The sequence below is a fragment of the Ignavibacteriales bacterium genome, from assembly GCA_026390595.1.
GTDB lineage: Bacteria > Bacteroidota > Ignavibacteria > UBA10030 > UBA10030 > UBA9647.
Genome location: JAPLFQ010000004.1, coordinates 53716 through 77529, shown reverse-complemented (window position 1 = coordinate 77529; position 23814 = coordinate 53716). Strand labels below are relative to the sequence as shown.

Sequence of the window (23814 nt, the reverse complement as noted above, 5' to 3'; positions counted from 1 at the left end):
ACAGTATACTGCCCTGATGTCACATCTGCAACCACGGCTTCTCTAAATGCGGAACTGTATTGACGAACTACCTTTTCCATGGTCCTGGCTCCTGTCGATCGGTAAATGATTACCTGTCAACTTTTTCCAGGACGATACAGTGTTCTGCTTGTCTACCGTCTCACGTTTCACGTTTTCCATCTCACCCTTCCGTTCCAACCGCGCAGCTCACTTCCAGATCTTCACCTCGAACGTCCCGGTCGACGTTGCGACTCCTCTGAACATTCCCGTCGAGTTAAACGGCATCGCGTAGTTCCCCTTTGCGTCCACTGCAATCAATCCGCCGTCATCGGCCTGGAGACGCTTGTAGATCATTTCGTCGGACGCCTGAGCCAGGGTCATTCCTTTGTATTCCATGAGCGCGGAAATATTGAACGCCACGGTGTTCCGGATGAACTTCTCACCCCATCCGGTGCAGGATATTGCACATGTCTTGTTGTTCGCATACGTCCCGTCGCCGATGAGCGGCGCGTCACCGATACGCCCGGGCATCTTTCCCGTCATACCCCCCGTTGACGTCGCGGCCGCGAGATTTCCATGGATATCAAGTGCGACACATCCGACCGTTCCGTGTTTTCCCTGCTCGATCCTCTTCTTGTACTGTTCGTATTGCCTTTTCCGCTCCGGCGTATCGAAGTAGTCGCCGGGAACAAGCTTGATTCCCATCGTCTGCGCAAACCGTTCCGCCCCTTCTCCCGCGAGCATGACGTGCGCCGTTTTCTCCATGACGAGCCGTGCCAGTGAAATCGGATGAGGGACATGCTGGATACCGGCGACGGACCCACACGAAAGATCGCGGCCGTCCATGATCGCTGCATCCATTTCATGCGTCCCATCGGCTGTGAAAACCGAACCGATGCCCGCGTTAAATTTCGGATCGGTTTCGAAGTAGTTGACCACCTTCTCCACCGCATCCAGGCTGGTTCCACCCTCCGCGAGAATTTCCTTCCCGATCTGGAGCGCGTGCGCCAGGGCCTTCTGATACGCTTGCTTTGCAGAGTCGGGCATGGACTGGCTGATCTTGCCGGCACCGCCATGAATGACAATTGTATATGTCTTTGACGCCGCTTCGTTCGACTTCGTTTGTGCGGGCATGAACATCGGAATAAAGAACAGGACTACGACACAGCAGCGGATGAGTTTCATTGAGACAATCCTCCTGAGAACACGAAAGGGCGTTATTGCATTGTTCCACAGTCAATGGTAATCATAGATTGTGTGAAAATAAACTTCACGCTGAGGGGGTGTGTCGACACTCATTGTCGAAATGAACATTTTCCAGTATACTGCATGGGTGGGAACGACTATCCGCCCCCGGCGGTTGGGGGAGGATGGGGAACCTGCTTTCGGGAATTTGAAACCTCTTGTTCACCCGGCAGTCAAAGAGAAACAACAGACGGTTACCAGGCCAATTTCAAGCGAGTGAAGAATCCATGGTATTATTGAGCAAGCGTTACAACCACAGCGCCCGTCGAGCGCTCTCGTTCCTCACTCTTCTCTGTTTTCTTTCCATTGGCCGGAGTCTCACCATAGCCCAGTCCAGCCTCACAGTGACAAAGAACGCAGGCGACGACATCCCCCAACTGCGCCGTGACCTTGTGAAATCAACACAGTTCATTGTAGATACAACCCTCAAGGGGCTGCAGCATCGCGTCGAAGCACTTATGAACTCAACGAGACTCACCGTCGCCGATGCTGGACAAAGGATCACCGGCCTTGCCGATTCACTCATCGTTTCAGCTCACGATTCCCTCGATACGTCACGGCAGGATTCGCTGCGAACAGTGAGCGCAGCACTTGTCGCGAACTTCGCTTCCCATGAATCGTCCACATGGCAACTCTTCACCGCGCGGCTGTCGGAAATCACCGGAGAGTTGGCCAAAACACGAAAAGCGTTCTCAGTCTGCCTGGATTGCGAGAATCGTTAAGATTTCAATGACCGACTCGCAGAATTCAAAGACTTTGCGGATAGTCTCATCTCAGAGTTTCACGAGACGGCGTCGTCGCAGATGGAAGAGCGCAGCGACCTCCTGACGGATGCTCTTGAAGCCGCGCGAGATTCCATTCGCGACTACCGCAACGCGCTGATCGATAACCGGCTCAGCGGCATCGAGATGTGGAGGTACGGAACCTCCCGGCTTGTTTTCTCCTCCGCCTTTGCGAATCACAGCTCCTACCGCGGACGCGACAATGGACTCCTGCAGCAGTCCATCGCCCCCTCGGTGGCGTATCGTCATTCTTCCGGACTCACGGTCCAGGCCTCTTCGTACTTCGTGAATGACGCAGGGAGCCGGTGGGATAATTTTCAGCTGACCGGCGGCTACGAGTTCAGACTGAGTGAGGTTGTTGGCGGTTCTCTCTCGTACGCACACTTCTGGTTCAACGACAGCAGCAAGACCGAACTCTCCGTGTTCACGGATAACGCGCAGGGAGGATTGTCGTTCGACTGGCCTGCCGTTTCCATCGCTGCACTCGGCAGCATGAATTTCGGTACCGCCTCGGAATTCACATTGATAACGTCAGTTTCCCATAACTTCGAGATCCCTCTCAGCCTCTACAACAGGATCACGATGAGTCCTTCCTTCTCGTGGGTGCTCGGCCAACAGAACAGCGAACTCACGACATTGCTTACGACAAAGGCAAAGGGAAAAAAGGTCGGTTCAGTAACCAACACACAGACCAAGTCGACAAGCACGTTCAGCGTGCTCGACTATGAGGTCTCGCTTCCAGCATCGATCGAATTAGGCTCGGTGACGCTCGCTCCTTCCGCAACGTACATCATTCCGCTCAATGTTGTCGATGCAAGCACGCGGAAGTCCTTTATCAATCTGGAGTTGAGCATCTCTCTGACGATACGGTAGAATTGGATCAGCTTTGTTTTTCGGACTGACGAAGGCGGTTAAAATGCAGTTGTTACCGGTTAGCGACGTTGCTGGCAACGTCACCAACCCATGTTGCCTGATATGAACATTTGTTGCCCGAGAGTTGACCTGCCCGCCAATCTTAATGGCGGGACTCTCGGACATGGGTCATCTTCGACAGTTTAACTGTCGAAGAACAATGGGTCTTCCGGTGTTCTCCTCCCTTGCCTTTCTTGATAACTGTCGTACATTGATTCACGCTTTCGCCTGACGAGAGCAAATTCTCCTCTTCCCGCGAACAGCCCCCAACAAGCGTAAACGAATTCGCAAATGCCAGAGTCCAGTCAACACGACGAATACCTGCTTGGTGTGAACCAACAGGAACTTGAGCGTCTCCAGTTCCAGCACAGCGTCTGGGGATCGGTCACGAGGAAATTCCTTGCCCGCCTGGGAGTTCAATCCGGATGTCGCTGCCTCGATGTCGGTGCGGGGCCTGGCCTGGTTTCCATCGACCTCCGGGAAATGGTCGGAGAGACCGGCGAAGTCACCGCCCTCGATCCGTCGGAATTCTATCTCGACTCGCTCAGGAAACAGGCGACCGCTCTTGGATGGACCAATGTCTCTTGCCTGCAGGGAACAGCCGAGCAGACTTCACTTCCTGCGGGCGCATATGATATTGTCTTCGTTCGCTGGGTTGTTGCGTTTGTGCCCGATGCCGAAAAATTTCTCACGCGGCTCTTTGCAACGCTTCGCCCCGGCGGCATCGTTGCCATACAGGACTACTACTACGAAGGTCTCTCGCTCTACCCCCGCGGCGGTCCATGGGATGGTATGCCGGACATCGTGCGCGCATACTACCGCTCGGGAGGCGGCGATGCCTATGTGACCGGAAAGATCCCGGAAATGTTCGCCAGGCATGGGCTGCGTCTGATTGATTTCACGCCCACCTGTCTTGCCGGCGGGCCGACCAGCGGTGTGATGGAGTGGGCTCATCGGTTCTTTTCACTCCACATCCCTCTGATGGCCGACAAAGGCATCATCTCACACGAGCAGGCCGATCACTTGCTGAAAGACTGGCAGGCCCACAGACAGAACCCGAACACGCTGTTCTTCTCGCCGCTGGTTGTGGATGTCGCGGGAAAGAGACCGGAATGATGAAGAGAACGCGCGTCTGAGCGCTTCGGAATGCATTCTTATCTGGAGTTTTTCACAAAAAATCCCGTCATTTATTCATCCGCGTATCTGTGCTCTGAGGGGGAGATTGATCTCCTGAATTTCGAAACATACACACGACCGGGAAGTGAGCACTCTATGACTCACCACCATCCCACCCTGTCGCCCGTCGAGAGAATGCGGACCACTTACAACCCCGGAGACCACAGCAATGAAACGCGCTGTACCATTCCTGCTCATACTCCTTCTGCCAACGATGATGCTCGCCCAATCACCTGGATTTGACTACACGCTGGGAATGTCCAAACCCTCGTCGCATCTGCTCGAAGTCGAGCTGAGCGCCAGGAATCTGCCGGCCGGTACGACGGGCATCGATTATCTGCTGCCTGTCTGGCGCACAGGGCGGTACGTGATATTCGATTTCGCCGGAGGCGTGCAGGAATTTTCTGCCACCGATGGTTCCGGCGCAACGCTTCGCTGGGCGAAAACCGATAAGTCGACGTGGCATGTCGAGAAAGGACGATCGACCGGCGTCACGATCCGCTACAAAGTGTACGCGAACGAAGCCGGTGAGCGAACACGGGGATTGAACGATGACCATGCGTTTGTCGATGCCTGTGCTGTGTTCATGTATGTCGAACGCTACCGCCATCTGCCGCTCACGGTGGCCGTGAAGCCTTACCAGGACTGGCACGTCACCTCAGGCCTCGAGTCTGATCCGCACGACGCTCTCAAATTGCTCGCACCAAACTATGATGTTCTCGCGGACTCTCCTATTGAGGTCGGACGACAGAAGGACTTCGCGTTTGATGTCGAAGGGAAGAAACATATCCTGATGATCTATGGCGAGGCACAATACAATGCCGAAACCATGGTTAAAGACCTGACGACGATCGTCAAAGCAAACAAGGAGTTCTGGGGCGACCTGCCATACAACAAGTATGTTTTTATGCTGCATATTACGTCGCGCGGCGGTGGCGGTACAGAGCACCTCAATTCGACGATCATGCAAACCAGTCCGGCCAGCTTCAGGACTCCGGCCGGCTATCAGGGCTTCCTCGGGCTGGTTTCGCACGAGTACTTCCACACGTGGAACGTGAAACAGCTCCGTCCAAAGGGTATTCTGCCGTACGACTTCATGCATGAGAACTACGTGAAGGAGCTCTGGATCGCGGAAGGCACAACATCATATTTCGACGGCTTACTGCTCGTCCGATGCGGCCTCCACCCTGCCGGATCTGTAGTGAATGGTCTCGGTGCGATAGTCCAGAATGACCGCCAGCGGCCCGGAAACAAGGTTCAGTCTCTCTCTGAATCCAGTTTCGACGCCTGGGTCAAGTTCTGGAAAGGCGGACAGCAGTCGTTCAATGCAGAAAGTGATTACTACGGCAAAGGCTCAAACGTCAGCATGCTGCTCGACCTCGAGATCCGCCAACGCTCGGACAACAAGCATTCTTTGGACGACGTCATGCGGGCACTCTATCGCCGTTTCCCGATCACCAGCAAGGGATATACCGTCGATGACCTTCAGAAGATCTCCGAAGAGTTGGCCGGCTCCAGCCTGAAAAGTTTCTTCGTCAACTATGTCCACGCGACAACGCCGCTCGATTGGGAAACTGCGCTGCGCTACGCTGGACTTGATCTCCAGGCGATGGATTCCGAGCGCAAACCCTGGCTCGGGGCGATGACATTTGACCAGGCGGGACGGACGATGATCCGCGGAATAATCACCGGCTCTCCTGCATACGATGCAGGGCTGGATATCGGAGACGAAATCCTTGCCATCAACAGCCGACGCGTCCGGAACAGCGATCTGCCGGACCGGGTCGCAGAATTCAAGCCGGGAGAGAAGGTGAAAGTGACGCTCTTCCGCGAGGATGCCCTGCGCGAATTCGATGTGACGCTTCGACTGCAGGACGTTCCGCCATATAAGGTCGTCAAGACAGCCAATCCGACGCCTTTACAGAAGTCGATCTATGAGTCGTGGCTGAAGACAAAGTGGGAATGAAGAGGCAGAAGGTAGAAGTCAGAATCCAGAAATTAGAAGAGTGAAATGTGAGAAGGGAGACGTGAGGCGACTGGTGTCTCGGGTTCCGTCTTCCGTCTAACTTCTCCCGTCTCACCAACTTTGAATTAGCCAGGTTCGCTCTGTTCACGGTTTACTGTTTACATCTTTCAGAGGACTACGATGAAAAAGATCCTCATTGTGCTGCTGGAGTACGGTTTCATCATCGCTGGCTTGATCGCTCTTGCTGCGTTCATAGGGGTTCCCCCGGGAAGCTCGATCACGTTGCAGCGGCAGCCTGCTCCATCGATTCCAAAGCTCACGCAAGGAACGGAGCCGTGGGACAAAGACCTGAAGCTCCCCACCCAAAGCGACAGGATTGTGCGCTATTCGATGGACGTCAAGCTCAACACCAGGACGAACATCATCTCGGGCACCGAGACGCTCGAATGGAAAAACACCACGGGCAGGCCGCAACAGGATTTTCCCTTTCACCTCTATCACAACGCGTGGAAAAACAATCGCAGCACATTCGCGAAGGAAAGCGGGTATCAGCTCGGACGCATCGGACCGGACCGTGACGATTACGGCTACACCAATGTAAAAAGCATCAAGGTCCTCGATGTAAAAGGAGAAACTGATATCACCGGCTCTTTCCATTACATCCAGCCTGATGACGGAAACACCGACGATCAAACCGTCTGCCAGGTCCACGCTGTAAAACCCGTCCCCAACGGCCAGTCTATCACATTCAAGATCGAATTCGAAACCAAGCAGCCGCTGCCGGTTTCGCGGACCGGAGCGATCCGGGACTACCACTTTGTTGCCCAGTGGTTTCCGAAAATCGGTGTCTGGTGGAACAACGCATGGAACTGCCACCAATTTCACGCCACGACGGAGTTCTTTGCCGACTACGGTGTGTACGACGTCAAGATCACCCTCCCCCAGGGGTATGTGATCGGCGCGACGGGCGGGCTTCCAAAGAACACTCAACAGAACAAGGACAACACGGCGACGTACAGTTTCCACCAGGAAGATGTGCATGATTTCGCGTGGGTGACATCGCCAGACCTGGTGCCGACCGTGCGGAAATTCCAGCACGTCAGCATTGAAGAAGGCGAGCGCTCCGACCGTCATCATCCTCTCAAGGAAGTCACCGTCATCCTCCTTACACAGCCGCAGCACAACAACATGATTGATCGGTACTTCACGGCGACATTCAATGCGCTCCGGTACTACGGCGAATGGTACGGCGAGTACCCTTACGACGCGATCACCGTGGTCGACCCGGCCATGGGCAGCGCTTCCGGAGGGATGGAGTATCCCACCCTCTTCACCGGTGGGGCGAATCGGTTCAGCCCGAAGGAATCATCGTCACCCGAAGGTGTCACCGTGCACGAATGCGGTCATCAGTGGTGGTACGGACTGATCGGAAACAACGAGTTCGAGGAGGCCTGGCTCGACGAGGGCTTCAACACGTACTCGACCGACCGCGTGATGAACACCGCCTGGCCCCCGTTCAACCCGTCACGGTTCTTTTTCGGCGGACGGGGAGCCGGCAACTATGTCGGCATCCCGTATGTCATGGACGAGATTCCGTCCCCCCGTCTGGGAGCCGGCGACAGCGAACTCCGCCGCTACGGCAAGAACGACCTGATGGCACGAAACGGCTGGGAATACTACCAGACGTATGGCCTGAATTCCTATACCAAACCAGCGCTGTCGCTCGTGACGCTCGAGCGGTACCTGGGGGAAGAGATGATGTACCGTGTGATGCGGACATATCATCATCGGTACCGTTTCAAGCATCCCACCAGCGAGGACTTCATCAAGATTGTGAACGATGTCAGCGGCAGGAACATGAGCTGGATCTTCGCAAACACATGGTTCAGTTCAGACATCTTCGACTACAGCATCGACCAGATCATCAACCGCCGGGTTCCTGCACCAACGGGCTTTTTCTCCATGAACGGAACGCCGTCGGATGCCCCCCGTCCTCCAAAAACCTACGAATGCGAAGTGGTCGTCAAACGTGAAGGCGACGCACGCGCCCCCGTCGATGTTCTCGTTGTGTTCAAGGACGGATCGCTGCGCCGCGAAGGATGGGATGGTCAATATCGATGGAAGAGATTCACCTACTACACCGATTCTCCCGTGAGCTATGCGATTGTCGATCCCGAGAACAAGCTTGCGATGGATGTCAACGGCAACAACAACAGCAAGGTAGTCCGCGAACCCGGCTATCGATCCTTGTCGGCCCGTAAATATACCTCCAAATGGATGTTCTGGGTGCAGACTTATCTGGAGTCGGCGGCCTTTTAGAGCTTACCACAAAGACACGAAGAGGGACAGGAGACAGTCATGAACATCAAGTCTTCATTCATGGAAGGCCTCAAGCTTGCATCGCGAACGAAGCGAATGATCCTGTTCGCATGGTTTCTCAACGTTTTCTTCGCGATGGTCCTCGCTCTTCCCGTGCTGAAACAGCTTGACGGCTATCTGCGTGACAGCGTCATGGACGAAAAGATCCTGAAGCAGCTGGACCCCGCCTGGGTAGACTCCTACCGCGTGGACATGGAAAAAAGTGAATACACACGGGCACTTGACCTTACCATCTTCGGATTCGCCCCGTTTCTGAATCAGCTCGAGATGCAGATGCAGGGGGGATTCGTCAGGTCGCTTGCGGGATTCCTGTACGACTTTTTCGTGCGCTGGCAGCTCAACCCGGGGCAGTTCTCCCTTCTCTTCTTTATCAGCCTGTTGTACGTGTGCGTGAATACGTTTCTGGCAGGAGGATTCGTGGGAATCTACTCGAAAGACTATCGCTCCTCCTTCCCTGAATTCCTTATGGACGGTGCCAGGTACTTCGGAAAATTCTTCCGCCTCGCTCTCGTGGCCCTTATCATCTATTACCTCTTCTTCGCTGTCGTCGTCGATTGGTTCAACAACAGCATCGCTGAATGGACTCAACGTGACGCCTCTGAATCGATCCCGTTTCTGTATTATATGATCCGGAATATCGTCGTGTTGCTCCTGATGTCGTTTCTTCTCATGGTGTTCGACTATGCGCGCATCCGAATGGTGGTCGACGACCGCACCAGCGCTCTCGGATCATCCATAGCTGGAGCTCGTTTTGCTGTTCCTCACCTGACCCGAACATACGGCCTCTACCTCCTTCTGACGGCCATCGGCATGCTTCTCATTCTCGTCTATGCCGTGCTCGAAAGGATTATCCCACAGGATTCCTACTGGCCTCTGGTGTTTCTGTTCGTCGTTCAACAGTTATATATGATCGCCCGGCTCTGGCTCAAGGCCACCTTCTATGCAAGCCAGGTTACGATGTACCGAACCGTCTCGCAGCAGGAACACCTGAAGAGCGTTTCTGCCGTTCCGTCGACGATCTAGCCTCATTTCAAATAGGTCATCGTGTGATTTTCAACGCACAGACGACTCGCCAAACGCGGGGGGACAAATTGCGCACGCAGAAAATCGCAGAGGAATGGAAATCGACAGTCTCTGCATTAGAAACCACGAAATCAAAGTACAATGTTTGCCTTTGGGTGCGGCACTAAAAGCGCGGTCGAAAACCTCAACCTTGCTACAAAGTCATCAAGACACTAAGAACATCTTCTGAATATTCTTCACTTTAAGGAACCTTCGTGACTTTGTGTCCTAGTGGTACCACTTTTCGACCGGGTCTCTAGTATCGTGTCTCTGAAGTTGTCTGAATAAGTCCCGTCAGGGACGAGATGTCTATGAATCGAAAAACGACGCATTTTCTGCGAACTCCGTCAGGAGTGACATTTCCACTTATTCAAAACACATGCGAGACGGAACACCCGTAGATCTTTTCATTACAGAGGAGCTCCAACAATGTCCAAAACAACATTTCTGAGCAGCGTCCGATTCACGGGCATCACAGTCCTGCTTCTGCTCTGCAGCACGGCGATACTGTTCGGGCAGCAGCCGTACTCGGTTGCCGGGCATTACAATAAGCACGAGTATATGGTCCCCATGCGGGATGGCGTAAAACTCTTCACGGCTGTGTACACGCCAAAGGACACGACCATCGACTATCCGATGCTGCTGAACCGCACTCCATACAGCTCGTCTCCGTATGGAGAGAACATCTATCCGCCGTTCGTCGGATCGCAGGCGGAGAAATTCTACCGTGACGGTTACATCATGGTGAGTCAGGATGTGCGCGGAAAGTACATGTCGGAGGGGGATTACCTGAATGTCCGTCCGTACATCGAGAACAAGAAGAGCAAACAGGACATCGACGAGAGCAGCGATACCTATGACACCGTCGAATGGCTGATCAAGCACGTTCCGCACAACAACGGCCGCGCGGGCATCTACGGTATTTCCTACCCGGGATTCTATTCGACCACTGGCACGATCGATGCGCATCCGGCGATGAAGGCTACGTCACCGCAGGCGCCCGTTTCGAAGTGGATGTCGGGGGACGACTTCTTCCACAACGGCGCGTTTCTGTTTCCTCACGCGTTCGACTTTTTTGCCTCCTTCGGCTGGCCGCGTCCCAAGCCAACGACCACCGATTCCCGCCCCTTCAATCACGGTATCACCGACGGATACAAGTTTTTCCTCGACATGGGACCGATTCCAAACGCGAACACCAAGTACCTCAAGGACAGCGTATCGTTCTGGAACGACATCATCAATCACGGGACGTGGGACGGTTTCTGGGAGGCACGCAACATTCTTCCCCACGTGAAGAACATCAAACCGGCAACGCTCGTAGTCGGTGGATGGTACGATTCAGAAAACCTTTACGGAGCCCTCAATTTGTACGCGTCGATCAACAAGCTCAATCCGAAAAACCAGAACCGGCTCGTCATGGGTCCCTGGTCGCACGGTCAGTGGGGATACGACTCGGGAGATTCTCTCGGGATGATCAAGTGGGGGGCGTCAACAGGAAAGTTCTTTGTGGACAGCGTTGTGTTCCCATACTTCAATTACTACCTCAAAGGAGTGGGAGAATTGAGTCTCGCAAAGGCGACGGTGTTTGAAACCGGGAACAATGTGTGGAGATTCCTGGACGCATGGCCTCCGCCAAACGCCGTGCCCACAAATCTCTACATGCTTGAAAAGGGGAAGCTCTCGTTCTCTGCTCCGAAGCAGCTTTCGAAGGGAAGCGAGTTCGACGAATATGTCAGCGACCCGGCCAAACCGGTGCCATACACCGCCGAGATCCGGCACTGGTACAATTCGGCATTTCCCGTGGAGGATCAACGGTTTGCGTGGACGCGTCCCGATGTGATGGTCTATGAGTCTGAAGTCCTGCAGGAAGACATGACCGTTGCCGGTCCGATTAACGCGAGCCTCTTCGTGTCCACCTCGGGCACAGATTCAGACTGGATCGTCAAGCTGATTGATGTATTGCCGGAAACTGTATCATTTGCCGGCCGCGGCGGCCCGAGGTTCGACCCGAATATGGCGAAACTGCGCGGTTATCAAATGATGGTGCGCGGTGATGTCATACGCGGAAAGTTTAGAAACAGTATGTCGAAGCCGGAGCCGTTTGTCCCGAATCAGGTCACCAAAGTGGAATACATTCTCAACGACATCTTCCACACGTTCAAAAAGGGGCACCGGATCATGGTGCAAATCCAAAGCTCCTGGTTCCCGATGATCGACCGGAACCCGCAGACGTTTGTAGACATCTACCACGCGAAAGAATCGGACTTCCAGAAGGCGACGCAAAGAGTCTATCACTCCCCCGCGTGGAGCACACATCTCACGCTGCCGATTCTGAAGTAAGCACCTGTCGCACGACACATGGCAGACCTGTCAGGTTTCTAATTGAGCTCTCAGCGAACCTGACAGGTCTACCCGGTTTCCATTTCCATTGAGACTCTCTCCTTTTTTTCCTACCTTGCATTATCTGACACGCACACCTCATCACCTGATCATTCGATTCACCCAAGAATCTTTATGGCTAAGTCTCAGAAAGTCTTTGTAACGGGCTCCACCGGTTTTATCGGCACGAAACTGGTCAATGCCCTGGTGAATCTCGGTCACACCGTGCACGCTCTTACCCGCGGTACAAGCAACAAAGACGGGCTCTCGCACGAGGGTATCAAGCTCATGACAGGCGACATTCAGGACAGAGCTTCGCTCCAAAAAGGGATGGAAGGGTGCACACAGGTGTATCACCTGGCCGCCTATGCAAAAAACTGGTCGCGCGATCCAGCGGTGTTCTACAAGCAAAACGTGGAAGGGATGCGAAACGTTTTTGCAGCAGCCAAAGCCGTAGGCGCTGAACGCGTTGTGTTCACTTCGACGATTGTCGCCTTCGGTCCGACGCCTCCCGGCGTCATCGGCCATGAAGACATGCCCCGCATCACCGATCGCTACTTCACCGAATACGAGGAGACGAAGTCCATCGCCGAAAAGGAGGCGTTACAGGAGGCCGCAAACGGGTTCCCGGTGGTGATCGTCAACCCGACGCGCGTCTACGGCCCGGGCAAACTGACGGAAGGAAACTCGGTCTCGCTGATGATTGATATGTACGACCGGGGAAAAGTCCCCGTGTTGCTTAATCGAGGCAAAGACATCGGCAATTACGTGCTCGTCGATGACCTCGTGCAGGGTCATATCCTTGCAATGGAGAAAGGAAGAATAGGCGAACGGTATATCCTCGGGGGCGAGAATGCATCGCTCAACGATATTTTCCGGTATGTCGACGAGGTCAGAGGTAAGAAGCGATTCCAGATGAATCTACCGCCGCGCATCGCGTATCTCTATGCGGGATTAGAAAAGAAAAAGGCCGAGTGGCTCGGTGTCTATCCCCAAATTACTCCCGGATGGGTTGAGACATTTCTCCAGCACTGGGCTTATACGACGGCGAAGGCAGAACGCGAGCTTGGCTACACGATCGTGCCGCTCAAAGAAGGAATCCGCATGACCTACGAGTGGCTGATGCAGTTGCGCCCATCCAAAGGAAGACGATGAACCAACCGAATCCGGCTGGCCGTTTTGCTGATTCGATTTCGTTGTCCGGACTCTTCACCGACGAGAGCAGGAAACCAACCATCATCCTCCTGCTGACACCGTTGCTTCTGACCACCTGGAAATACTACGGCACCAAAGCTTTCTACCTCAGTGACTTGACCTCCGTGTTCATTCTCTTCGGAGACCCGGAGCGGACCGCAGAACTCTACACCTTTTTCTCTGCCTTCATTCTCTTTGGCATCGTCCCTTTGTGTATCATCAAATTCGTGTTCAAGGAGAGGTTTGCATCATATGGCCTGCAATTGGGCGACTGGCGGTTCGGGCTGAAAGCTTTTGCGATCCTGGCGCCCGTCTTTATCCTGGCTTCTTACACCTCCATCAACAAGCCGGATTTTCTTGCTGAATATCCTCTTTTCAAAGGAGCAGGCTCGTCGCCGTCCATGTTCATGAGCCATGCGCTGTCGTATCTCTTTTTCTACATCGGCTGGGAGATCTATTTCCGCGGTTTCATGCAGTTCGGACTCAGGCAATCGCTTGGCGATTGGCAGTCGATTCTCGTTCAAACCGCTCTCTCTTGTATCGTTCATATCGGAAAGCCTTCAGGCGAGATCTATAGTTCCATCATCGGAGCGCTGGTGTGGGGAGTTCTGGCGTTCCGGACACGCTCGCTCCTGTTTATTATCCTGATTCACTGGCTCCTTGGCGTCTCTCTCGACTTTTTCATTTGCTACATGCGCTGACCGCCACCTCACTCCAACACACTGATGAAGAGCACCGCTCCATGACCGACAAGACGATAACAATCGCGAACCTCCCTCTGCGGGCAACCGACGGACTGATCCTGTTCACACTCGCCTTGTTCAGTCTCCTGGCGCTCCTGTTCAGCGGTCGCGTCGAAGGGTGGGCACTGCTGATTCTCAAAAACGTCGGCGTTGCGCTGGGTTATCTTCTTGTCGTCTATCTCTCGCAGCGAGCCAACACAAAATTCCTCCGCTTCTTTTTGCGCGTTGCCGCCATAACGCTGGCGTATGCGTATCTGTTCGGGGCGGTTGACAAGCTCCAGTTGATCCTTCATGGACGCTGGCTCGATGAATACGTACTCGACGGAGAGCAGTACATCTTTGGCGTGCAACCGACGCTGTGGTTGCAGCATTATACCACGCCTGCCCTTACGGAATGGATGATGTTTGCATATGTCTTCTATTTGCCAATGTATCCGGTTCTCTGTGGAATCATTTACTACGTGCGGGGCGACGTTGCGATGGAGGATTATTTCTTCACGCTGGGTTTCGCCAATATCCTCTGCGACATCGGTTTCATTCTCTTCCCTGTCGCCGGCCCGATAGCGACGATCGGCAATCTGTATACGGTCCCGCTCAATGGCTATGTGTTCACGTTTCTCGGCGAACTGATGCGTTCCAATGTTCACTACGTCGGCGGCACAATACCCAGTCCCCATGCCGCGGCTGCCACAATCATGTGGATCATGGCCTACCGTTATCATCGCCCCTCCTTTTACATACTCACACCCATTGTGTTGACCTTGTACGTTTCAACGTTCTATGCTCGCTATCACTATGTGACGGACGCGGTGGTTGGCGTCGCTGTGGCGTTCCTCGCTCTCGCCGTTGCGCCTCTGCTGATCAAGGGTTGGGACAAAATCGCAGTACGCCAGTCGGCCTGACCGGTTCTGTTGCACCGGCCGGGGAATTCCCCTGCCGTATTCGTGCTTGATTTTCCAGCGCAAATGATGTACTATTTTTTAGCTATTCAACCACGCGCCGACAGCCTCAGGCATTCATGAACTACCTCCAGCAGTTATTCCAGGTCATGGTCGACCCGGAATATACGACGATTACGCTGTACGATTCGCCGCGTCTGCGGGAGTCGTTCATGGTCGTGAGTACGTATGCTCTGTTTACATCGCTTGATGCATTCTTTTCGGGTTTCATTCAAACCGAGACGATCGGGGTTGGCTTGCTGTCGTTTTTGATCTCCGGACTTACCACGTACCTGTTTTGGGTTTTCCTTGCTTTGGTCTTCCATGCGACGGCGGATATGTTGGGAGGTCTCGGAGAATTTCCGCACGCCCTCGGTTTCGTTGGACTGGGGACCGCCCCCCTGGTCTTCACATCGTTCATTTCCATCATCCTGACTCTGTTGTCGGTCCTTGTTTTCCCCGACGACGACTCCCGGCTGCTGCCGAATATTTCAGTCGGCCTGACATTACTCGGCCTGGCATGGGGCGCACCCGGCGTCATCTGCTACTTTGGAATGAAGAACGCGGAAAAACTCCATCCCCTGAAAGCCTTTGCCGTCTCATTTGTTCTGACTGCTGCTCTCATTCTTCTGGTGTTGTACAAATCCGACATCATCTGAGCCACCGCGGTTTGACATGGGAAGTCTCATGACGCGGCCACAAATAATTCTGAGGTGATCGCATGAAACCTGGCCTATTCATTCTTCTCCTCCTCTCGTTTGCAGCCCTTTCCTGCCAGACGTCGCCGGAGGGGCCCTACGACCTTATTATCCAGAACGGCAAGATCATCGACGGAACGGGCAATCCGTGGTATCAGGCCGACATCGGGATCTATCGGGACAGGATCACGGCAATCGGAAAACTCGATCCTAAGCTTGCAAAACGCGTCATTGACGCCGCCGGCAAGATTGTTGCGCCGGGCTTCATCGATGCACTCGGGCAATCGGAGCATGTCATCCTCGTCGATAACCGGGCGATGAGCAAGATATCTCAAGGCGTCACGACAGAGATCAACGGAGAGGGGGAATCAGCGGCACCCCTCAACGACAAGGTTCTCAAAGAACTCAAGCCTTCCCTCGACAAGTATAATCTGACCGCCGATTGGACGGATTTCAACGGATACTTCGCACGTGTGGAGAAGAACAAGACAGCCATCAATCTTGCATCGTACGTCGGTGCGGCACAGGTGCGGGAGTACGTCATCGGATTCGAGAACCGTGAGCCTACCGTGCCCGAGATGGATCAAATGCGTCAACTCGTCCGCGAAGCCATGCAGCAGGGGGCTCTCGGTGTCAGCTCTGCGCTTGAGTACACACCGGCGATGTATGCAAAAACCCCGGAGCTGATCGAACTTGCAAAAGCGGCGGCGGAATTCGGCGGGATATACGTGACCCACATACGGAACGAACAGGAAAAGATTGTCGAAGCAGTCCTGGAAGCAGCCGATATCGGACGCGCAGCGAAGATCCCGGTGGAAATCTGGCACCTCAAGACGGCGGAAAAACCGAATTGGGGGAAGATGTCCGAGATCGTCCACATGATTCAGGACCACAGGAATAAAGGCCTGGATATGACGGCCGATGTCTATCCGTACATTGCGTTCGGCAATTCCCTCAGCGCGCCGCTCCCGGGATGGGTTCAGGAAGGGGGAACGCTGAAACTCCTGGAACGGCTGAAGGATCCGATGGTCCGCAAGCAGGTTAGGAAAGAGCTGGAGGCCAGCGGAAAGTCCCGCGGCATGGACTTCCAACTCATGATGATTTCGTATGTTGCCAACCCTGTGTTGAAGCAATGGGAAGGAAAACGATTCACCGAGGTCGCCGCGGCCTGGAAGAAAGACCCGATTGAAGCCATGTTCGATTTCATCATCGCAGACTCAGCCAGATCAAGCCGTGTTGTCTTTGCGATGACGGAGGAGGATTTGAGGATGGCGATGGGTCAGCCGTGGGTGAGCTTCTGCTCAGACGCCAGTGCCCGGGCGCTCGACGGACCGCTGTTCGAAGGAAGACCGCATCCGCGTGCGTACGGAAGCTTCCCGCGCATTCTTGCTCTCTATGTGCGTGAAAGCAAGGTTCTTTCGCTTGAGGATGCGATCCGGAAAATGACGTCGCTTCCCGCCCAGCGGGTCGGCATCAAGGACCGCGGCATTCTGAAGCAGGGGTTCTATGCAGATCTGGTGATGTTTGATCCGGAGACCGTCACCGACAAAGCGACGTTTGAGAATCCGCACCAATACTCCGAGGGGATGAGCCTTGTCGTCGTCAACGGCAAACCGGTCTGGGAAAACGGCAAATTCACGGGCAATCTCCCCGGCCGCGTTCTCCGCGGACCCGGCTACGCGCGTTAACCTGTGGTGCCACGCACCTTCACGGAAGAAGTCCGACTTCTTCCAGGTCTCCCCTGGGTAGAAGTCGGACTTCTCAATGGGTGCGTGGCACCTTCCATGAGAAACAAAAGCCGCACCGGACTCCCGATGCGGTGTGTCGTCCGGCCAGAAGTTGACAGAGTTGGTTAAGTGTTCATGCAGCATATTTCATCTCTGGCGTCATCATGGCCAGACTCAAGTGTGGACGCTTGGTGTTGTAGATCATTATTGCTTCCAGGGCGGCCTCTCGTGCCTGATCAATCGAGGCAAAGATTCTGTCCAGATAGAACTCTGATTTTAGGATGCCATTGATCCGCTCGGCTACAGCGTTTTCATAAGGGCACCCCGGAGCCGACATGCTGCTCTGGCCACCGTGAGATTTTAAGAACGCCCTGTACTCGGTGCTGCAATACTGCACTCCACGATCCGAGTGATGGATGAAGCAATCATTGCCTCTGATGTCCTTGAGAGCCACTGCAAGTGCTCGCAGTGGCCCAACCGCCTCCAGTGTCGGACCGACATCGACGCCGAGGATTTTTCGGCTGTAGAGATCACTCACAAGCGACAGATAGCAGAAGCCACGCTCCAAGTGCAGATACGTTTGATCTGCCACCAGAACCCGACCAGGACCATCTGCCTTGGTTCCTTTGAGCAGGTTCGGATAAACCGGCAGCGTATGACGGCTGTTCGTTGTTGGTACAAACCGCTTTCGAGGGTGAACCAACAACCGATGCCGTCGCAGCACCTCGAAGAAGCTATCTCGGCCAATGCCCAGTTCTCGAAGCATCGGCTGCAACTGATCATAGAGCTTTCGAGTGCCGATGCGTGGCATCTCGTGCCGAATCAAGCGTACCTGATGGATGATCCCCTCTTCATCCACTTGCTGCTTATGCTGGCGTCCGGCATACTGATAGACTGCCTGCCGAGAGATTCGAAGCATCTGACAGGCTTGGCTTACGTTTGCTTCTCGCCTCAGGAGCCGTCCGATAACGGCGTGTCGGTCTTTTTTTTAAGGCGTTGCCCTGTGCGTTCTTCCAGGACTTCGAGTGTTGCTTCCAAGGTCATGATTTTCAGCTGGGCATGAGCAAGTGCTTTCTCCAACGCCTGTTTCTCCTGCTCCAGCTTCAGAATGCGGTTGCGTTCATCGGGCATCTCGATCCTCACGATCCGTGTTTGAGAACCCGGTCCACCATATTGCTTCATCCATCGATAGATGATGGCAAAATGTACCTCGTGGATCCGAGAGGCTTCGAGCACAGTATACTGTCCCGACGTCACATCCGCAACTACGGCTTGCTTAAATGCTATACTGAAACGACGTTGTACCTTTTCCATCGCCCGGCTCCTGTTGGTAGGTAATTACTACCTGTCAACTTATTCCCGGACGAGACACGGCTTCACTATTCACGATTTACTGTTTACTCCCACCGCTTAACGCCTGTTACCCCTTCCTCCCTTTCAACACCCTTGACCAGTGAACAATCTGCCGCTTGACGTCATGCGGCGATGTGCTGCCGGCAGATTTCTTGTGCTCGACACTCTTCTGTGGATACAGGTAGTCAAGCATGTCCGGAGCAAACAGTTTCGAGAACGTTCGAAGTGTTTCGATGTCGAGATTGCCCAGATACATGCGATGGCCGAGACAATGGGAGACGATTTTGCCCGTTACTTCGTGCGCTTCCCTGAACGGCATTCCCTTACGAACGAGGTAATCTGCGATCTCCGTCGCTGTCAGGAAATCATTGCGGAGTTCCTCTTCCATCCGGTGTTTATCGAATGTTGAATGCACAAGCATCTGGGCAACGATCGCAAGGCACTGCTGTGTTGTATCGACCGCTTCGAACATCGGGAGCTTGTCTTCCTGCATGTCCCTGTTGTAGGCCAACGGGAGCGCCTTCATCACTGTCAGCAGATTCACGAGGGCTCCATAGACGCGCCCGGTCTTGCCGCGCACCAGCTCGGCCATATCTGGATTCTTCTTCTGCGGCATGATGCTGCTGCCGGTTGTGTAGGCATCACTGATATGGACAAAGCCGAACTCTTTTGTACTCCACAGAACAAGCTCCTCCGCCATACGGCTCAGATGCATCATGATAATGCTGCAGCAAGAGATGCATTCGATGAGATAATCCCTGTCACTCACGGCGTCCAGGCTGTTCTCAACAATGCCGTCAAAATGAAGTTTCTTTGCCACTTTCGCCCTGTCGATCGGGAACGAGGTTCCCGCCAGCGCGGCAGCGCCGAGCGGCGATCTGTTCACGCGGCGCAACGCGTCATGCAACCGCTCGTAGTCACGCTCGAGCATCCAGACATATGCAAGCAGATGATGCGACAACAGAACGGGTTGTGCCCGCTGCAGGTGAGTGTAGCCGGGCATGAGCACACCGAAATATTTCTCCGACTTGTAGAGGAGCACGCGTTGCAGCTGGATGATGAGCTTGTTTATCTTCTTGATCTCAGAGCGGAGAAACAACCGTTCGTCGAGCGCAACCTGGTCGTTGCGGCTCCGGCCAGTATGGAGCTTCCCTCCGAGGGGTCCGATCTTTTGAATGAGCCTCTGCTCGATCGCAAGATGTACGTCTTCATGTTCTGCCGTGAGCCGGAATTTGCCGGTTTCGATCTCTTTTTGAATCTGGTTCAGCGCCGTACGGATTCTTCTCGATTCCGATGCAGTGAGAATATGCGTTGCGCTCAGCATTTCAACGTGAGCAATGCTGCCGGCAATGTCTTCCCGGTACAAACGCTTGTCGAGATCGATGGAAGAAGAGAATTTCAATGCTACGTCAGACAGGGGTTCCGTAAACCGTCCACTCCAGAGTGCGCGATGAGCCATAAGAGGATTTCCGATCGTCGATTGTCGATTGTGGTAGGTTGATTCGTAGCTGTTAATTGGTGATTGGCAAGTTCGGGATGGGTGGTTGGTTGATTAGTGATTTGCCTGATTGACCAACTAACTAATTAACCACTTTACCATCTTCACACACCCAAAATACTCAAATTTCACCACCGTATCAATGGTGAGAATGCTCCCGATTCACTCAGTTATTGCCTCGGTTCGCCACTTCTTTGGCCGGCATATGTCCGGACAAATTGCTCGAGCCCCGCAACAACTTTTCCCGCGATCGCCTGCCGAAAACCGTCATCCAGCAGCTTCATTTCATCTTCCGGGTTCGATAGAAACGCCGTCTCGACGAGAACGTTGGGCAATTGCGTCGGAGCATTGAGCGAGAAATTGAAACTCCCTACCACACCGAATTGACCGAGTCCAAGTTCGAGCATTGCGCCATACATGAGCGTTGCCAGGGGCTGGTATCCAAGGTGACGGTAATACGCGCTCGTCCCGGCAATCGCTTCAGCGTCGGAGTTGTCTCCGATGGAGTTGCAATGGATCGAAACGAGGATCCGCGCTCCGGAATTCACAATCGCATCCGTCCGGTCGAGCATCGCAACGGCTGCATCATCAGTCCGCGTCATGACGACCTTCGCTCCCTTCGATTCGAGAAGAGAGCGTATGTAAGAAGCGATGGCCAGGTTCACATTCTTTTCCATCACGCCCGTCGATCCCGACGCACCCGAGTTGTCTCCCCCGTGCCCCGCGTCGACCGCGACGGTGAGCCCGGCAAGAACCGACTCCTGATTCGAAATTACGGGCGGCCTTCGGACGCGTATCCTGAGCGTAGAACCCTGGTCGTAGCCGACGTCATATCCCCAGTGTTGTCCGTATGCCAGCGCGATGGTGAGCCGATAATGGTCTGTAGAAACCTGGTCCCAACTGACACTCTTGATACCGGCTGCAGACTTGTGATGCGTAATCCAGTTTGTGTTCGACGTTGCTCCATACACATCGACGACGAGCGCGGCCGGATCGGTAAGCTGATCGGAAAGATATGGAAGGCGCTGGCTAAGCGAAAGGTTGATCACGTCCTCTGCATCGGTGCCGGTAACCGAAATAGAACCGGTGAGTGACTTGGGTTGCGGGGTTTCGAGCGGAAGCAGTTGGACAAAATCCTCGGGCAGCCATCCCGTCATCGCATCGGAGAGCCGGATTTTGTACTGACGTCCGACTTTGCCAACCACCTGCAAACGCACGCCGCTCTGTATGTAACCGAGCTTCGCTCCTCCGAGCCGGTCTTCGCCCAGGCCGGCATTCAGGAATGGTCTCCGTCCCGTTGCCACCGCCACCAGCGGAAGTTCCCGGGGCAGCATCGAAACCTTCCCTTTCGAGAACCCTTTTTCGCTTCCCCAGAAACTGCTTTTGAGTTTCACTCTGATCTGAACCTCTCTCGCCTGATCCATCTCCTTCACCTTGTATCGACCAATATAGATTCCCGATCCTACACTCGCGTCCTTTGATTCCGACTCGATCATCGGAACGCCGGACTCAACTCCCTCGACATCAAAGTACGCCTTGTAGCCGGGACTGCCCAGGAATTTCACTTCCAGAATATCGTCTTTTCCCAGCCAGAGATCCTGACGCGGCTCGACCGATTGGACATCGATGACCGCTGGCTCATGGGTTAACGGTTTCGGCGGCTCCTGCCGGAAGAAGAAGAAATCCTTCGAGAGGGAGTCGCCGTTCACTCCGTGCACCATAATGTGCAGTGTAGTGATGCCGTATGAAAGGTCAAGAAGCGATACGAACGCACCGCTGGGATACACCTTCACCGCCTTCCCGTTCACGAACGCCTTCGATGCCGGATTCGTGCATCCGGCGATTCGATGGCGCGGAGAGCTTGAGCGCGTGGTATCTCCGCCCGGGACTACTACGCGCAGAAACAGCGAGTCAATTTGGGAGTGATGGTCGGGGATAATGGGAGAAGCGATACCTGCAACTGAAATGAAAAGTGTCAGAAACACGCGCAGACTGGCCACTGTGAAAACCTCCTGGTATTCAAAGAGAAATGACAAGTGCTAATGAACCAAGATTTGGGTAGAGATTCAAGCAATGGGTCGGTGATTTACATCGGGCAGGAAGGGCAAATACTAGTCGCCGACGCAGGCATCGGTAACAACGAAGACGAAATGTTGCCAACCAAAACAAGTGAGAGTCATCCTGAGCAAAGTCCGCCGACCTGTTAGCCATCCGTCTGGTGGAAGGCGGACGAAGCGAAGGATCTGAATCACGTTGGCCTAAATGCGTTGGCTGCTCAATTGAACAGATGTTCGCTCACTTGCCTTGGAGCCATCTCAAAAATGTCACCCTAGCAATGATGTCATTCCCGCTCGTTTTAGGCGGGAATCCAGACGGCGCTGTCTGGACTCCCGACAAACGCATTCGGGAGTGACAGCCTGTTTTTGAGACCGGTTCTAGTCAGGCCAGAAGTCAAAACATTTCCTCAGGAAGACTTGCCGCGATACTGCCGCCGCACTTTGGCCGCGGCCTTCTTCACTTTACGTTTCAGTACTTGCTTTTTTGCCAGACCTTTGGGATTCACCTGGTAGAAGGTCTTTGCGGGAAGGCTGTAGATCTTTATGAATCCTTCGCTCGCCTTGTGATCGAAGGTGTCTTCGACTGTGTATGTAGCAAGCTTTGTGTCGTACAATGAGTTTGGTGACATTCGTCCGGAGATTTCGACATTGCCTTTGTAGAGTTTGAGTTTTACAACTCCGTTGACGGTCTTCTGCGTTTCATTCACAAATGCATCCATTGCAGAACGGAGAGGCGTGAACCAGAGGCCGTTATAGATCAATGTCGCGTAGTCCTGGGCCAGTTTTCCCATGTAGTGCGCCACTTCTTTGTCGAGCGTCAACCGCTCAAGTTCGCGGTGAGCAAAATGCAGCACAACGGCGGCTGGCGCTTCATACACTTCCCTCGACTTAATGCCGACCAGGCGGTTCTCAATCAGGTCAATCCGTCCGACACCGTTTGCACCGGCAATGTCATTGAGCGACTCGATGATCTCATATCCCGACATCTTCTTTTCATCGAGTGCAACGGGGACACCATGCCTGAACTCGATTGTGACATAGGTTGGCTTGTCGGGCGCGTCCTGTGGAGACACTGTGCGTTGATATGCGTCCGCCGGGGGCTCAACCATCGGATCTTCCAGAACACCGCATTCTATTGCAGTACCCCACACGTTTTCATCGATGGAGTAGGGGTTCTTCTTTGTTGCGGCTACGGGAATGCCATGTTTTTCGCAGTATGCGATTTCTTCTTCGCGTGATTTGAATTCCCAGTCACGAAGCGGCGCAAGAACTTTGAGATTCGGAGCAAGCGCAGCGATCGCCGCCTCGAAACGCACCTGGTCGTTTCCTTTGCCCGTGCAGCCATGCGCAACTGCCGTGCAGCGTTCCCGCTTCGCGACTTCAACCAGCGATTTCGCCAGCAGCGGACGCCCGATCGAAGTTGCCATGGGATACGTATGCTCGTACAGTGCCCCGGCCTTCAGCGACGGGAAAATGTATTCTTCGACAAATTCTTCCCGCAGGTCCTGGATGTAGACCTTTTTTGCGCCGGTCTTGTACGCCTTCTCTGAAACGCCCGTCAGTTCCTTCTTCTGACCAAGGTTCCCTGTCACGGTAATGATCTCAGCATCATATTTCTCCTGAAGCCATTTTACGATCACTGACGTGTCGAGGCCGCCGGAGTATGCCACAGCAATTCTTTGCTTCTTCATGTTCGTGTCTTTCG

18 protein-coding genes are annotated in these 23814 nt (G+C 54.0%); 12 read left to right on the top strand and 6 right to left on the bottom strand.

The features are described from left to right. Nucleotides 1-207: 207 nt before the first annotated feature. Nucleotides 208-1185, bottom strand: a complete 978-nt coding sequence (locus NTU47_00660; protein ID MCX6132294.1) for an isoaspartyl peptidase/L-asparaginase — start codon at nucleotides 1183-1185, stop codon at nucleotides 208-210. 287 nt (nucleotides 1186-1472) lie between these two features. On the opposite strand from NTU47_00660, the gene NTU47_00655 reads away from it, so the two are divergent. The 12 genes from NTU47_00655 (at nucleotide 1473) to NTU47_00600 (ending at nucleotide 17162) form a co-directional block, all read left to right on the top strand. Then, entirely contained in the window at nucleotides 1473-1967 is a 495-nt protein-coding gene (locus NTU47_00655; protein ID MCX6132293.1) for a hypothetical protein, read from the top strand. A gap of 81 nt (nucleotides 1968-2048) precedes the next feature. After that, the gene (locus tag NTU47_00650; GenBank protein ID MCX6132292.1) at nucleotides 2049-2900 is read left to right on the top strand and encodes a hypothetical protein; all 852 of its coding nucleotides are present in this window, start codon (nucleotides 2049-2051) and stop codon (nucleotides 2898-2900) included. Nucleotides 2901-3230: 330 nt separating this feature from the next. Beyond that, on the top strand, nucleotides 3231-4055 hold the full coding sequence (locus tag NTU47_00645) for a methyltransferase domain-containing protein (protein ID MCX6132291.1): 825 nt from the start codon (nucleotides 3231-3233) through the stop codon (nucleotides 4053-4055). A 229-nt stretch (nucleotides 4056-4284) separates the two neighbouring features. Next, complete coding sequence (locus tag NTU47_00640) at nucleotides 4285-6081, top strand: PDZ domain-containing protein (GenBank protein ID MCX6132290.1); 1797 nt, start codon at nucleotides 4285-4287, stop codon at nucleotides 6079-6081. A 180-nt stretch (nucleotides 6082-6261) separates the two neighbouring features. Then, nucleotides 6262-8400, top strand: a complete 2139-nt coding sequence (locus tag NTU47_00635; GenBank protein ID MCX6132289.1) for a M1 family metallopeptidase — start codon at nucleotides 6262-6264, stop codon at nucleotides 8398-8400. Nucleotides 8401-8439: 39 nt separating this feature from the next. Next, nucleotides 8440-9483 carry a hypothetical protein gene (locus NTU47_00630; GenBank protein MCX6132288.1) on the top strand — a complete coding sequence of 348 codons (1044 nt, stop codon included), beginning with the start codon at nucleotides 8440-8442 and terminating at the stop codon, nucleotides 9481-9483. A gap of 468 nt (nucleotides 9484-9951) precedes the next feature. After that, nucleotides 9952-11862: a CocE/NonD family hydrolase gene (locus tag NTU47_00625; protein MCX6132287.1), complete on the top strand. Its 1911-nt coding sequence runs from the start codon at nucleotides 9952-9954 to the stop codon at nucleotides 11860-11862. A gap of 174 nt (nucleotides 11863-12036) precedes the next feature. Continuing rightward, nucleotides 12037-13056: an NAD-dependent epimerase/dehydratase family protein gene (locus NTU47_00620; GenBank protein ID MCX6132286.1), complete on the top strand. Its 1020-nt coding sequence runs from the start codon at nucleotides 12037-12039 to the stop codon at nucleotides 13054-13056. Further along, nucleotides 13053-13796: a CPBP family intramembrane metalloprotease gene (locus NTU47_00615; protein MCX6132285.1), complete on the top strand. Its 744-nt coding sequence runs from the start codon at nucleotides 13053-13055 to the stop codon at nucleotides 13794-13796. Before NTU47_00620 ends, NTU47_00615 begins: the two co-directional genes overlap by 4 nt. 41 nt (nucleotides 13797-13837) lie before the next feature. Next, nucleotides 13838-14740, top strand: coding sequence for a phosphatase PAP2 family protein (locus NTU47_00610; GenBank protein MCX6132284.1), 903 nt, complete (start codon nucleotides 13838-13840; stop codon nucleotides 14738-14740). A 116-nt stretch (nucleotides 14741-14856) separates the two neighbouring features. Then, entirely contained in the window at nucleotides 14857-15435 is a 579-nt protein-coding gene (locus tag NTU47_00605; GenBank protein ID MCX6132283.1) for a YIP1 family protein, read from the top strand. Nucleotides 15436-15497: 62 nt separating this feature from the next. Next, nucleotides 15498-17162: a D-aminoacylase gene (locus tag NTU47_00600; GenBank protein ID MCX6132282.1), complete on the top strand. Its 1665-nt coding sequence runs from the start codon at nucleotides 15498-15500 to the stop codon at nucleotides 17160-17162. Between the two features lie 172 nt (nucleotides 17163-17334). Here the strand turns inward: NTU47_00600 and NTU47_00595 are convergent, their stop codons facing one another. The 5 genes from NTU47_00595 to NTU47_00575 form a co-directional block, all read right to left on the bottom strand. Then, nucleotides 17335-18120, bottom strand: coding sequence for an IS3 family transposase (locus NTU47_00595; GenBank protein MCX6132281.1), 786 nt, complete (start codon nucleotides 18118-18120; stop codon nucleotides 17335-17337). Nucleotides 18121-18152: 32 nt separating this feature from the next. Beyond that, on the bottom strand, nucleotides 18153-18515 hold the full coding sequence (locus tag NTU47_00590; protein ID MCX6132280.1) for a transposase: 363 nt from the start codon (nucleotides 18513-18515) through the stop codon (nucleotides 18153-18155). A 106-nt stretch (nucleotides 18516-18621) separates the two neighbouring features. Then, nucleotides 18622-20013: an argininosuccinate lyase gene (gene argH / locus NTU47_00585; protein MCX6132279.1), complete on the bottom strand. Its 1392-nt coding sequence runs from the start codon at nucleotides 20011-20013 to the stop codon at nucleotides 18622-18624. Between the two features lie 209 nt (nucleotides 20014-20222). After that, on the bottom strand, nucleotides 20223-22052 hold the full coding sequence (locus tag NTU47_00580; protein ID MCX6132278.1) for an N-acetylmuramoyl-L-alanine amidase: 1830 nt from the start codon (nucleotides 22050-22052) through the stop codon (nucleotides 20223-20225). 464 nt (nucleotides 22053-22516) lie between these two features. Further along, entirely contained in the window at nucleotides 22517-23800 is a 1284-nt protein-coding gene (locus NTU47_00575) for an argininosuccinate synthase (protein ID MCX6132277.1), read from the bottom strand. Nucleotides 23801-23814: the final 14 nt, after the last annotated feature.